The organism is Fontisubflavum oceani (assembly GCF_030407165.1).
Classification (GTDB): Bacteria; Pseudomonadota; Alphaproteobacteria; order Rhodobacterales; family Rhodobacteraceae; genus Rhodophyticola; species Rhodophyticola oceani.
In genome coordinates this window covers 3218023-3229450 of record NZ_CP129111.1, presented here as the reverse complement: position 1 = coordinate 3229450, position 11428 = coordinate 3218023, and the positions used below count along the sequence as shown (strand labels likewise).

Sequence of the window (11428 nt, the reverse complement as noted above, 5' to 3'; positions counted from 1 at the left end):
GGCTGTTGTCGTTTCGGGCTTGCAATCGGGGGGGCTGCGGTCAGATTGGAGGTCATGGCTGGTCACTCCGTTACCTTCACCCATGCGCTCTGCCGTGCGCCGTCCCGATCCGTCACGGATGGGTTGCGCGCGGAGGATCGGGGCGCGCCGGACGCGGATCTGTTTGCCGCAGAGCATGCCGCATATGTCGCGGCCTTGCGCAAAACCGGGGCCGAGGTGACGGTTCTACCACCGCGAGAAGACTTCCCCGACAGCGTGTTCATCGAAGACCCGGCGCTCTGCCTGAACGGGGTGGCGATTATGTTGCGGCCCGAAGCACAAAGCCGTCGGGGAGAGGCCGCGATGCTGCGGCCGGATTTGATCCGCCTGTTTCCGGAGGTCCGAGATCTCGCCGGCGACGGGTTTGTCGATGGCGGCGATATCCTGTGTTCCGACACCGAGGTGATGGTCGGCTTGTCAGCGCGCACCGATGCGGCGGGCGTGGCGGCTTTGCGCCCGATTGTCGAGGATCTGGGCTATCGCCTGCGCATGGTCGAGACGCCGCCCGAGATCTTGCATTTCAAGACCGAAAGCAGCCTTCTGGACCCCGATACGATCCTGGCCTCGCCCCGGCTGGCAGCGACGGGCTGTTTCGATGGCTACAAAGTGATTGAGACCGCGCCGGGCGAGGAGGGCGCGGCCAACGCGATCCGCTTCAATGCGCCGGTGTTTTTGTCGAACGGGTTCTCGCAGACAGCGGATCGGCTTGATGCGGCGGGCTACGAGATTTGGCCGATGCCAACGACCCAGGCCGCACTGCTGGATGGCGGGCTGTCTTGCATGTCGTTGCGCTATTCGCCGCTGTCAGGCGTCTAAGCCATCTGCAGCCTTCAATGGAGGAAGATGAAATGACGGACCAAGTGTGTTTGATCACTGGCGGGGCGGGTGGCATTGGCCGAGCGATCGTCGAACGGATGCTGCGCGCCGGGCGGCAGGTCGTCTTCACCTATGTCAGCCGCGAGGCCGAGGCGCGGGAGCTGGAGGCCACGCTTGGCGACCGGGTTGAGGCGGTGCCCTGTGACCTGCGCCAGCCGGGTGCTGCCGAGGCGCTTGTGAAAGACGTGGCGGCGAAGGCGGGGCGGCTGGATGAGATTGTCTGCAACGCTGCTGGCGTCGCGGAGGGGCCAGATGGCGGCGTGACCGAGGCCCATCGTGACATGATCGAGGTGAACCTCACCGCGCCCATCGCGATGATGGATGCCGCGCGGGCAGTGCTGCCGAGGGGCGGCGCGATTGTGAATATCTCCTCGCTCAATGTGATCCGCCCGCCTGTTGGCGCAGCAGTCTATACGGCGACCAAGGCGGGCCTCGACGGCGCGACAGCGGCATTTGCCCGCGAGCTGGGACCTCTTGGCATCCGTGTGAATGCGGTGGCCCCAGGTCTGATCGAACGGGTGGAGAAGCCGCGCCCGCAGGAGATCATCGATATGGTTTTGGAAGAGACGCCGCTTGGCCGGATTGGGCGACCCGAGGATATCGCGGCCGCCGTGGCGTTTTTGCTCTCCGACGAGGCATCCTTCATCACCGGGCAGGTTTTGACCGTGGCGGGCGGCTATCGGCTCTGAGCGGGTGGGGTTTCGGCGAAGGCCACATCCACCAGTGTCGCCTGGCCGGTGAGATATTGCAGCACTTGACGTGGGGCTTGGTTGACCTCATTGGCACCGCGCCGGAGCGTCCGGAGCCGTTTGCGCCACCCTTTTGGCCGGACCGCCTTGCCCAAGGGCGCGATATCAGAGTTGTAATCATAGGCGCGTTGCGTCGCCATGGCGGGCACAATGATCGCGGGTTTCAGCGCCCGGCGGAGCGGTGACACGGTGTCATTGAACAGAAAATGATCAATCGGCACCCGGATCTTCCCGCGCCAGGCAAGTGCGGCCTCGGCACCAGCGCGCGAGAGGATATAGGCGCCCCCGCCCACATGGCGGGACATCATTCGGTGAATAGCGCGGCCCATCGGTGTCGCGCCAATCTTCGGCCCCAGCAAAAGCCGCGAGGCGCCGGCGCCGAATTTCTCCAGTTTCACCGCCTCGATGCCCGGTGGGATCCAATCCGCGTGGTCCAGAACCGATGCCAAGTCTTCCGCCAGATAGATGTCATCTTCCAGAAACAGGGCGTGGCTGGCCCCGCTCTCCAGAAAGGCTTGCCAGGCCCAACTATGACTGACGGTACAGGCGCGATCGCCCTGGCCAAGTTGCCCAAGAGGGCCGCTGCTGTGGATCACGCTGGCAATCGCTGCCTCGGGGGTGGTTGTCGCATCGCAGGCCTCTTGCCGGATGAACGCCACCCCACGCGCGGCCAAATGATCGCCAATCCGCCTCAGCCGGTCGGGGCGGCGGGCCAGATTGATCACATAGATGGGGAGGGATTGGGGCATGGGGCTTTGCGCTCTGCGGTTCTGGCGGCTATGTGTCACAAAGGCTGCGCATGGGACAAGAGGCGCGGTGGATCGGGTCAACTGAGTGTGCGGCAAGACCCGGCTGCGGCAAGGCAAGGTGTCTATTCGAGATGTGGCCGGTATTTGTGATCAATATGGCGGAAAACACACGCCGCCTGGCGCGATGTGCGGACGAGTTGGACGCGGTCGGCATTGATTGGATTCGTCTTGAAGCGGTGGATGGTCGGGCCTTGTCGGCGGCTGATCTCGCGGGGGTCTATGATGCCGAAACCAATCGCAGGCGTGCCAAACACCCGTTGGTGCCGCCCGAGATTGGCTGTTATCTCAGCCATATCGCGGCTTGGGAGCGTATTGCCGCCGGTGATGCGCCGGGCGGTATCGTGCTTGAGGACGATTTTCGCATCACCAGGGATCTGAAAACGGCGATTGAGCGTCTGGCGGCCAATGCCGATGGTTGGGATCTGACCAAGCTGTTCTCCTTCAAACCTGTGAAGCTGCGGGGAACGCCGCGCGATCTGGGGCAGGGATTCGTGCTTGGCACACCCACTCGAGTGCCAAGCACGACACTGGGATATGCGATCACCAAAGCCGGCGCGCAGAAACTGGCGGATCAGGCGCGCCCGTTTTTCCGCCCTGTTGATGAGGACCACAAGTTTTTCTGGGAGTATGATCTTAATGTCGCGATGCTCTTGCCCTGTCCGATCGCCATCGGGGAGCAAGACACGGTCAGCGGGACGGTGGGCGAGGTGCGGCGGAAAGCGGGCCGGGGCGATGATAGATCGCTGCTCACGCGGGTTTGGCTCGGATTGAAGTACCGCGTGGGGTATATGACGGGACTCTATATCAGCCGCCTGAAGGGGCGCTCGAGATGAGTATCGACCGGCTCTTTCATCTGCAATTTGGTCGGGACGGCGGAACCGAACGGTTCTTCCTCCGTTTGGCGCAAGCCTTTCACGAAGAAGGTATCACGCAGGAGTTTGCGATCCGTCCCGGCAATGAGTGGCGGGATCAATTGGCCGCGTTTGGATCGGTGCAGGAGGGGCACTTTCTCCGCCGAACCCCGACCGGTTTGCTGCAGGCCGCGCGGTTGGGCGGCCAGATCCGGCGATTTGCACCCGATGCGATCTTAGCTTGGCGCGCGCCCGCTGCACGCTTGATCCCCAATCTGCCCAAAGCCGCTAAGGTGTTGCGATTGGGAGATTATCCCCGCCATACGCGCCATTTTACACATCTGGATTGTATTGTCGGCAACACCCCGCCGGTTCTGAGACATTGCCGGAAAATCGGTTGGGAAGGGCCGCTTGAGATTATCTCGAATTTTCCGACCCAGAATCCGATCACGCCTGTGGCGCGGGCCCGGTTTGACACGCCAGAGGAGGTGTTTCTGATCTGTGGTGCGGGGCGATTTTTTCGGACAAAGGGAATGGATAGTTTGATCCGCGCCGCAGCTCTGTGCCCTGACGCCTGGCTCTGGTTGGTGGGCGATGGAGAAGATCGACCGATGCTGGAGGCTCTGGTGGATGAGTTGGGTCTTCGCGCCCGGACACGGTTTGTCGGATGGGTGGATCGGACGACAGATTACATCGCTGCGGCAGATGTGTTCTGTGTCCCAAGTCGTGAGGAGCCTTTGGGCAACGTGCTTTTGGAGGGCTGGGCCAGCGGCGTGCCGGTTGTCACCACCCGGTCGGAAGGGCCGGACTGGGCCGCGACAGATGGCAAAGACGCGCTGAAGACAGAGATCGATGATGCGGCGGGTATCGCGCAGGCCATCCAGCGCATTGCGGATGCGCCGGAGCTGGCCGCGCAGCTGGTGGCTGAAGGGAAGGCAACGTTGACGCGTGAGTTTTCCAAGGACCGTATCGTTTCCAAATACCTAACCCTTTTCGACGCCATTCGCGCAGGCCAGCTCTGATGAGCAAGAAAATCCTCCATATGCATTTCGGAAAGGATGGTGGAGCAGAGCGGTTTTTCGTCAATCTGGTTCAGGGCTTTGCCGAGCGCGGCGCGGAGCAGCGTTTTGTGACCCGTCCCGGGCGGCTCTGGAAAGACGAAATTGCCCCTTTGGGTCCGATTATGGAAAACCACTATCGCCGCTTGTCTATATCGACGCCTCTTTTGACCTGGCGGGTCCACCGGATGATCCAGCGTTGGCAACCTGATGTCATCATGGCGTGGATGTCGCGGTCGTCTCGCCTGATCCCGGACTATCCTGGAGCGGTGAAACTGACCCGTCTCGGCGACTATCCACGGCATTTGCGTCATTTCCGGTACAACGACCTAATCATCGGGAATACACCCGGCATCGCGCGGGCGTGTCGCGATTTGGGATGGCAAAAACCTGCGCTGGTTATCTCGAACTTCGCGCGCGAGATTACGCCGGTCCCGATTAGCCGGGTGAGTGTGAACACGCCAGACGACGCTTTTGTGATCTGCGGCTCAGGTCGGTTTGTGCATCGGAAGGGCTTCGATGTGTTGATCCGGGCTGCGGCGAAGATCCCGAATGCCTGGCTCTGGTTGCTGGGCGAGGGCGACAAACGACCCGAATTGGAAGCGCTGGTGGCGGAACTCGGCATGTCCGAGCGGGTACGGTTTCTTGGGTGGGTCGACGAGCCGATGCACTATGTGGCGGCGGCGAATGTGTTTGTGATGCCATCGCGCCATGAGCCCCTCGGCAATGTGATTTTGGAGAGCTGGAAGGCACAGGTGCCGACGATTTCCACGAAATCCGAAGGGCCAAGCTGGTTCGCAACCGATGGGCAGGATTGCTTGCTGGTTGATATCGATGACGTAGACGGGACGGCCGCCGCTATTGAGCGTGTTCGGGATGAAGAGGGTCTGGCGGCAAACCTGGTGGCCACAGGCACAGCGACGCTTGAAGCGAAATTCACTAAAGACCGCGTGCTCGACCAGTATTTCGAAATCTTCAATGGCGGCTACTGAGCCATGCGCGTGCTGATCATCAATATGGCCAGCGCGACGGACCGCATGGGCTTCATGCGCGCGCAGATGGATCATTTTGGGTTCGACTGGGAGCGGATCGAGGCTGTGACGCCCCAAACTTTGGATCCGCCTGAAGACGACCCGGTTTGGCACCGCTGGCAGCGGCCCCTACGCGTGACCGAGATGGCGCTTTGCGCTTCGCATATACGCGCATGGACCCGGGTTTTGGAGTTGGACGCACCTTGTCTTGTCTTGGAGGATGACGCGGTTTTGGCGAGTGATCTCCCGGGATTTTTGGCGCGTGTGGCGCCTTTACCGGGCATTGACCACATCAGCCTGGAGACCCGCAGCCGGAAGAAATTCGTCGGGTTCCACATGCATCCCGCCGTGCCGATCCGGCGGCTTTGGCAGGATCGCACCGGCTCGGCGGCCTATATTGCTTGGCCTCGAGGCGCGCGCGAGATGCTGGAACATGCGCGGGATGCGGGCGGCCCCTCTGATGCGATCATCAGTTCGACCTATGGGATGGAGAGCTATCAAGCCGACCCGGCGCTCGCGATCCAGCTTGACCAATGCGCCGCCTATGGTGTGCCGCAACCGATCCCGACCACGTCACTGATCGATGCGGTGAAGAAGCCGGTCGCATTGGAGCGGTATTCGGAAGCCGAACAGAAGGCGTTTCGCCGCCGTCGTGTCTGGGCGCAAGTTCGAATGGGGCTGCGGCAGGCCGTACGGCTCTCCAAGGGTATTAGGCGGCATATCCTGCCGGCCAAGGACTGGCCATCACTGGAGCACTTGCTTCCCAGGGTCTGTCGCGATTAGCGTCAGAAAGTGTTATGTCAGACCGTTCAATATCGCCGCCAAGTCGGCGGCGACTCGTTTAGGGTGCGTGCGCGCGCCAAGATACAAGATCCTATCAAGCGCGTCGTTCCAAATGGCGTCGCCGAAGCTGTCCTCCGCATAATCAACCATGGAAAGAACTTCCCTTTCGCTCAGGTCGGCGACAAAGAAGGGGTAATCTGGGCCAAGAAAATATTCTGCATCATCGGCTGTGCGATTCACAATAATCGGCGCCCGACAGACGGCCGCAGTTGCCCCCTTTGTAAAGGGTTTGAAGACTGATTTGTTAGGGTTTTTTGATCCTCAGGACGCACAGCATAGTGAAGATTGAACTCAGGTAAGCTCCGAAAAAATTTCTCCATTCCATCCGCTAATCCTACATCGAAAATAGGTACACGGCTGGCGATCCTTTTACTCAGATAGCAGTTATTAGGAGCGCCAAAATATGCAATCTTCGGCATCTGAATATCCGTGATATCCAGTTGGTGTAGTCGCAGGTCGGCGTGGTGGAGCAGCAACGGCACCTGCGCGGTCGGGATCCCTGGGCCGTTCGCATTCTCTGTCAGATAATCGCGTTGCGCCATCGAACTGGCGATATGTAAATCGATCCCCAACCGCGAAACCTGCCCTATGTTGCGGTCGATGTAGTCAACACAGATCGCTCGAGATTTCCGTTGTAGCCTCATCAAGGCATCTTGGTCCAAGCGACTGACTGCGTCTTTCGTAAAAATAAATATCGCATCCTTTGGTTGTAGGTCGACCCAAGCCCGGTTGAAGTAGGGCAGCCGAAGGTTCATTATCGGTCGGGTGCGAAAGACGAAGTCAGGACCGATGTGAGCGTGCGCGATTTGGCACAACTGGAAACACCGCATGAGGGTTGAGCCAAGCTGTTTGCTGCTTTGTCGGTAGACAAAGAAGACTTCTATGGGCGCTTTGGCCATCGTGGCCTCCGAGTTCGTTGTTTTGCTAAGGGCGGTTGGCTAAACAGGAGTTTGTTGAGTTGAGATTCTTGCGAAATGTCAAGCTGCTGATTGGCCGGGCGACTAAGAAACGGTTTGTTACTCTTGATGGCATCAAGGTCTCTGCTCGGGCCGAAGCCCTACCAAAACACATACAGAGCCTACTTTATAAGAAGATCTATGAAGATGCCGAGCGCGCCTTGGTGCGTCAGAGTGTGCGCTCTGGCTCCAAGGTGTTGGAAATCGGCGCTGGGATTGGGGTTATTGGATTGCTCGCGGCCCGTTTGGCGGGGCACGGCAATGTCGTATCCTATGAGGCAAATCCAGACCTTCGCCTTTTGATCAACGAGAACCACGAACTCAACAAGGTTTCACCAGAGTTGCGGATGAGGGCGGTCACTGTGGATGGTAATCCTGTCGCCTTCCACAAAAGTAACAACATCATTTCATCTTCATTGCATGAACGCGATGAGACCAATTCAGTTACTACTGTCGAAAGCGATGCGCTTGTCGATGTGTTGGAGGAGTTGCGCCCAAACATCATTGTCATGGACGTTGAAGGCGCGGAGATTGATCTCCTGGCCGATGTGGCGCTGACGGGCGTTGAGGCATTGTTGGTTGAGTTGCATCCCCACATTGTTGGGCAAGAAAAAATTGACGCGCTGCTGACGTCGCTCGAAACACGTGGATTTGTCGTAACGGCCGATCGGGAAAAAAACGTGCTTTTGAAGCGAATGATGCCGTGAAAGGCTTTCCCGACCTGCCGCCGATTTGGCTCGCTGGCTTTGTCGTTATCGCCTGGTTTTTGGCTGCGGAACTACCACTTCTGATTGTGTTTGGCCCGCTTTTTCAGCTTCTGGGCCTGGTAACCTGTTTCGCGGGTTTTGCCGCCATCACCTGGTCGGCGCTGTGGTTCTGGCGCAAGAAGACCACCATTGAACCTCATAAAGCGCCGAAGGCCTTGATCACCGAGGGTCCATATCGCTATTCGCGGAACCCGATTTATCTGGGTCTGGTGATGATCTTGACCGGCTATGTCCTCTGGTTGGGCGCTCTCAGCGCTGTTTTGCTGCCGGGCCTCTTTATCAGCGTGCTGACGCTGCGGTTCATCCAACCCGAGGAGGCCCGTTTGGTCGAGGCGTTCGGAGCTGAGGCTGAGCGATACCTCGAAGCCACATGGCGCTGGTTGTAACGCGGCCTCGCAAATCCTTGATTGGCCTCACTGCTGTCGCGCCGCTAGCTATGGGGAGCAACACCCATGTGACGAAAGGTATCTCATGCGGCTGATCCTGTCCTTTGTGCTGGCATGCGCCGGTTTGACCCCTGCAGCCATGGCTCAGGCAGACGATCTCGTTGTGGTGGAACTTTTCACCTCTCAGGGCTGTTCATCTTGCCCGCCAGCGGATGCGCTCTTGGGGGAACTGGCCCAACGAGAGGACATCATCGCGTTGAGCTTGCATGTGGACTACTGGGATTACATTGGCTGGGCCGACACATTCGCGACGCCTGAATACACTGCGCGGCAGCACGCCTATGGCCGTGCAGCAGGGTCGACCGTGGTTTACACGCCGCAAATGGTTATCGGCGGCGTCGATCACGTCGTGGGGTACCGACCGATGGATGTCGCCGATCTGATCATGGCGCACCGTGCACAGACCGACCCGGTGTCAGTCAGCGTGACCCGTCAGGACGATGTGTATGTGATCCGTGCCGAAACCGACATGGCCCCGCCGCGCCCCGAGATGGTGGTGCAATTGGTTGGGTATTCGCCATATGAGGAGGTCGATATTCGCCGTGGCGAGAATGCGGGCCGGGTGGTGAGCTACCACAATGTCGTGACGTCTTGGCAGGTTATGGATGAATGGGATGGCGCTGGCACTTTCCAATCGCGGGTGCGCCCGCAGAGTGAAACGCCGCTGGTGGTGATCGTTCAAAGCGCCGGACATGGTGCCATTCTCGGGGCCGCACGCCTCAACTAGCCGCGTTTGTCAGTCTTCGTTCGCAGTCCGGAAATATCTCGCCTGGCGTCCAGGTTTCCAGCGCCGGTGAATCCAAAACCATTGTTCAGGATGTTGGGTAACTTGGGCCGCGAGGCTGTCATTCAGCGCCTGCGTCATCGTCTTGGCATCGCTATGGGCAATCGGCGCCTCAAGGGTCACGTCGAAATCGAGGCCGCCCTCTAAGCGTCGGGCATAAAACGGGATCAAGAGCGCGTCGTATTTCAGCGCCATCTCCGCCGCCGACAGCGAGGTGGGCGCGGACTTTCCCAAAAAATCCAACTGTTCGCCGGCGGCGAAATACTGATCGGTCAACAGCACGCCCTGGCCGCCCGATCTCAGGTGTCGCACGAATTTCCCGACACCTTTCGGACCTCGCGGAAAGACCGGGCCGCCGAAGCTCTCCATCGTCGCAACATAATGGCGGTTGAAATAGCCGTTATTCATTGGTCGATAGAGTCCACCGATGGAATACCCCCGCACGGTCAGCGCGGCGCGCGCCGCTTCGTAATTGCCGAAATGCCCGGTGATCAGCAGCACGGGACGGCCAGCTGCTTGCGCCTCGGCCAAAGCGGCGACACCGGGGCCGCTCGGGTCCCATGCTTCCGCCCGAGCCAAGAGGTCGGATGTGGAGTAATTCTCGATCAGCGTGCGTCCGACATTTTCCATCATCCGATTGGCAATGTCGTTCGCCCGCTCATCGGGCAGCCCGGGCCACACATGGGCCAGATTGGCCAAGGCGCGGCCACGAGCGCCGGTGAGAGGCCCGACAACGCGGCGCATCAACCACCCCATCATCGGCACCCTGGCCGTGTAGGGCAGGGCGCGGGCCAGGCCGATCAACCCGCGCGCCCCGCGATCGGTCAGCCAGTCGCGCCAGTTAAAGCTTTGCGCATTTGAGACGCCCATTCGGGTGGCGACCTTTCGGCGAGGTTTAGGTTTCAGGCGATATTGCCGCGGTATCGCGGCGGGCCCGGGTTTCGCGGTGCCAGACATAGACACCGGCCCCGATGATCACAAGCGCGCCCAGAATGGTCAACGCGTCCGGCACCTCGCCAAAGGCCAATAGCCCCCAAGTGGTCGCAAAGATCACCCCGGCATAGCCGAAGGGGGCGACCGCGCCGGCCTCCGCCGTCGTCAGTGACTTGATCAGCAGGAATTGCCCGCCCGCGCCAACCGCCCCCAAAAGCACAAAAAGCGCTGCGTCCGCCAGATCGGGCGTGGTCCAAAAAAACGGGACCACCAAGCTGGCCACAATGGTGCCGATTAGGGCGGTGTAGAGAAACGAAGTTAAGATACCTCGTCACGCCCCAGAAACCGGGTGCTGAGCGCGTAGCTGGCATAGAACACGCCCCCCAAAAGCGGGAAGAGGGCGGCGGGGGTGAAGACATCGGTGCCCGGGCGGATGATGATCAAGGCGCCGATCATCGCCGCGATGATCCCGAAAATCCGCCGTGGCCCAAGCGCCTCGCGCAAGATCAGTGCCGCGCCGAGGGTCAGAAGCACCGGGTGAATGTTCATCACCGCTGTGGCCGAGGCGATCTCCATCAGGCTGAGCGCAAGGAAAAAGCAGACTGTCGCCGCGAACAGAAAACCGGAACGCAGGAGTTGCAGCCCCAGATGCCGGGTGCGGATGACGAGATGCAGTCGTGGTGCCAAGACGGCGGCCACAACCAGAGTCTGGCCTGCATAGCGGGCCCAAACCACCTGCAACACCTCATAACGGCTGGTCAAAAGCTTGGCCAACGCATCCATGGCGGAGAACAGAAAGATCGCCGCCAGCATGTAGAGAATGCCGCGCGCCGTCGGGCTGAGCCCGCTCACCCCCGTGGGTCTGCGGCGAGAGCGTCGATTTGGGGCCGCATGCCATCGAGCATATAACCGGCGGCCCGGGTTGCGGCCAAAATCTGATCTGTTGGCAACTGCCCCGCTTGGGTGAGGGCCCAAACGATGCTCGACCGGTTGCCGCTGGCGCAATAGGCCACGACAGGGCCGTCTGCGCCTGCGATTGCGTCGGCTTGCTCTTCCACATTGGCCATGGTCATCGCACCACCGACAATCGGGTTAAACACGAAATCTAGACCGGCGGCTTCCGCTGCGGCTTGCATCTGCGCCGCATGGAGGTCCGGCGTGATTTCCGGGTCAGGCCGGTTGCAGATGATTGTTGTGACGCCTTGCGCGGCCAAGGCCGCCATATCGGCAGGTTCAAGCTGCGGGGCGACGGCATAGCTTTCGGTCAGCGGGCGGATATCCATAAG

General features: G+C 60.2%; 16 protein-coding genes. 9 read left to right on the top strand and 7 right to left on the bottom strand.

Annotated features, from left to right (window positions below; genetic code table 11):
* The first annotated feature begins 54 nt into the window (after positions 1 to 54).
* Both QTA57_RS16415 and QTA57_RS16410 read left to right on the top strand, forming a co-directional pair.
* On the top strand, positions 55 to 855 hold the full coding sequence (locus QTA57_RS16415) for an arginine deiminase-related protein (RefSeq protein WP_290152530.1): 801 nt from the start codon (positions 55 to 57) through the stop codon (positions 853 to 855).
* 32 nt (positions 856 to 887) lie between these two features.
* Positions 888 to 1604, top strand: coding sequence for an SDR family oxidoreductase (locus QTA57_RS16410; RefSeq protein ID WP_290152529.1), 717 nt, complete (start codon positions 888 to 890; stop codon positions 1602 to 1604).
* Here QTA57_RS16410 and QTA57_RS16405 read toward each other — a convergent pair.
* Positions 1592 to 2413, bottom strand: a complete 822-nt coding sequence (locus QTA57_RS16405) for a glycosyltransferase family 25 protein (RefSeq protein ID WP_290152527.1) — start codon at positions 2411 to 2413, stop codon at positions 1592 to 1594. The genes QTA57_RS16410 and QTA57_RS16405 overlap by 13 nt on opposite strands.
* Before the next feature lie 131 nt (positions 2414 to 2544).
* On the opposite strand from QTA57_RS16405, the gene QTA57_RS16400 reads away from it, so the two are divergent.
* From QTA57_RS16400 to QTA57_RS16385, 4 genes are read left to right on the top strand one after another with little or no spacing between them, the layout of a single operon-like run.
* Positions 2545 to 3306 (top strand): glycosyltransferase family 25 protein, encoded by a 762-nt coding sequence (locus tag QTA57_RS16400; RefSeq protein WP_290152525.1) that lies wholly within the window; start codon positions 2545 to 2547, stop codon positions 3304 to 3306.
* Positions 3303 to 4346 (top strand): glycosyltransferase, encoded by a 1044-nt coding sequence (locus QTA57_RS16395; protein ID WP_290152524.1) that lies wholly within the window; start codon positions 3303 to 3305, stop codon positions 4344 to 4346. Before QTA57_RS16400 ends, QTA57_RS16395 begins: the two co-directional genes overlap by 4 nt.
* Positions 4346 to 5374 carry a glycosyltransferase gene (locus QTA57_RS16390; protein WP_290152522.1) on the top strand — a complete coding sequence of 343 codons (1029 nt, stop codon included), beginning with the start codon at positions 4346 to 4348 and terminating at the stop codon, positions 5372 to 5374. The genes QTA57_RS16395 and QTA57_RS16390 overlap by 1 nt, the downstream gene beginning before the upstream one ends.
* Before the next feature lie 3 nt (positions 5375 to 5377).
* Positions 5378 to 6196 (top strand): glycosyltransferase family 25 protein, encoded by an 819-nt coding sequence (locus tag QTA57_RS16385; RefSeq protein ID WP_290152521.1) that lies wholly within the window; start codon positions 5378 to 5380, stop codon positions 6194 to 6196.
* A gap of 12 nt (positions 6197 to 6208) precedes the next feature.
* Here the strand turns inward: QTA57_RS16385 and QTA57_RS16380 are convergent, their stop codons facing one another.
* Together QTA57_RS16380 and QTA57_RS16375 are read right to left on the bottom strand one after the other, a co-directional pair.
* Positions 6209 to 6436 carry a hypothetical protein gene (locus tag QTA57_RS16380; RefSeq protein ID WP_290152520.1) on the bottom strand — a complete coding sequence of 76 codons (228 nt, stop codon included), beginning with the start codon at positions 6434 to 6436 and terminating at the stop codon, positions 6209 to 6211.
* Entirely contained in the window at positions 6433 to 7155 is a 723-nt protein-coding gene (locus QTA57_RS16375; protein WP_290152519.1) for a hypothetical protein, read from the bottom strand. Before QTA57_RS16375 ends, QTA57_RS16380 begins: the two co-directional genes overlap by 4 nt.
* A gap of 35 nt (positions 7156 to 7190) precedes the next feature.
* Between QTA57_RS16375 and QTA57_RS16370 the strand changes: the two genes are divergently transcribed.
* The 3 genes from QTA57_RS16370 to QTA57_RS16360 all read left to right on the top strand — a co-directional run bounded on the left by QTA57_RS16370 (position 7191) and on the right by QTA57_RS16360 (position 9152).
* Positions 7191 to 7919 (top strand): FkbM family methyltransferase, encoded by a 729-nt coding sequence (locus QTA57_RS16370; protein ID WP_290152518.1) that lies wholly within the window; start codon positions 7191 to 7193, stop codon positions 7917 to 7919.
* Positions 7916 to 8365 (top strand): methyltransferase family protein, encoded by a 450-nt coding sequence (locus tag QTA57_RS16365; protein WP_290152515.1) that lies wholly within the window; start codon positions 7916 to 7918, stop codon positions 8363 to 8365. Before QTA57_RS16370 ends, QTA57_RS16365 begins: the two co-directional genes overlap by 4 nt.
* A gap of 85 nt (positions 8366 to 8450) precedes the next feature.
* A complete protein-coding gene (locus QTA57_RS16360; protein WP_290152514.1) occupies positions 8451 to 9152 on the top strand; it encodes a DUF1223 domain-containing protein in 702 nt (233 codons plus the stop codon).
* A 9-nt stretch (positions 9153 to 9161) separates the two neighbouring features.
* On the opposite strand, the gene QTA57_RS16355 is transcribed toward QTA57_RS16360, so the two are convergent.
* The 4 genes from QTA57_RS16355 to QTA57_RS16340 are packed head-to-tail and all read right to left on the bottom strand — an operon-like array spanning position 9162 to position 11425.
* A complete protein-coding gene (locus QTA57_RS16355; RefSeq protein ID WP_290152512.1) occupies positions 9162 to 10079 on the bottom strand; it encodes a lysophospholipid acyltransferase family protein in 918 nt (305 codons plus the stop codon).
* 25 nt (positions 10080 to 10104) lie between these two features.
* On the bottom strand, positions 10105 to 10413 hold the full coding sequence (locus tag QTA57_RS16350; protein WP_290152511.1) for a DMT family transporter: 309 nt from the start codon (positions 10411 to 10413) through the stop codon (positions 10105 to 10107).
* A 47-nt stretch (positions 10414 to 10460) separates the two neighbouring features.
* On the bottom strand, positions 10461 to 10994 hold the full coding sequence (locus tag QTA57_RS16345) for a DMT family transporter (RefSeq protein WP_290152510.1): 534 nt from the start codon (positions 10992 to 10994) through the stop codon (positions 10461 to 10463).
* Positions 10991 to 11425, bottom strand: a complete 435-nt coding sequence (locus tag QTA57_RS16340; protein WP_290152508.1) for a TIGR01244 family sulfur transferase — start codon at positions 11423 to 11425, stop codon at positions 10991 to 10993. The genes QTA57_RS16345 and QTA57_RS16340 overlap by 4 nt, the downstream gene beginning before the upstream one ends.
* Between the last annotated feature and the right edge of the window lie 3 nt (positions 11426 to 11428).

Bases quoted from the DNA above. Each gene is read 5' to 3' on its own strand.
- QTA57_RS16390 (WP_290152522.1), top strand. From the start codon at position 4,346: ATGAGCAAGAAAATCCTCCATATGCATTTCGGAAAGGATGGTGGAGCA.
- QTA57_RS16375 (WP_290152519.1), bottom strand. From the start codon at position 7,155: ATGGCCAAAGCGCCCATAGAAGTCTTCTTTGTCTACCGACAAAGCAGC.
- QTA57_RS16360 (WP_290152514.1), top strand. From the start codon at position 8,451: ATGCGGCTGATCCTGTCCTTTGTGCTGGCATGCGCCGGTTTGACCCCT.
- QTA57_RS16415 (WP_290152530.1), top strand. From the start codon at position 55: ATGGCTGGTCACTCCGTTACCTTCACCCATGCGCTCTGCCGTGCGCCG.
- QTA57_RS16355 (WP_290152512.1), bottom strand. From the start codon at position 10,079: ATGGGCGTCTCAAATGCGCAAAGCTTTAACTGGCGCGACTGGCTGACC.
- QTA57_RS16410 (WP_290152529.1), top strand. From the start codon at position 888: ATGACGGACCAAGTGTGTTTGATCACTGGCGGGGCGGGTGGCATTGGC.
- QTA57_RS16385 (WP_290152521.1), top strand. From the start codon at position 5,378: ATGCGCGTGCTGATCATCAATATGGCCAGCGCGACGGACCGCATGGGC.
- QTA57_RS16400 (WP_290152525.1), top strand. From the start codon at position 2,545: ATGTGGCCGGTATTTGTGATCAATATGGCGGAAAACACACGCCGCCTG.
- QTA57_RS16395 (WP_290152524.1), top strand. From the start codon at position 3,303: ATGAGTATCGACCGGCTCTTTCATCTGCAATTTGGTCGGGACGGCGGA.
- QTA57_RS16405 (WP_290152527.1), bottom strand. From the start codon at position 2,413: ATGCCCCAATCCCTCCCCATCTATGTGATCAATCTGGCCCGCCGCCCC.
- QTA57_RS16340 (WP_290152508.1), bottom strand. From the start codon at position 11,425: ATGGATATCCGCCCGCTGACCGAAAGCTATGCCGTCGCCCCGCAGCTT.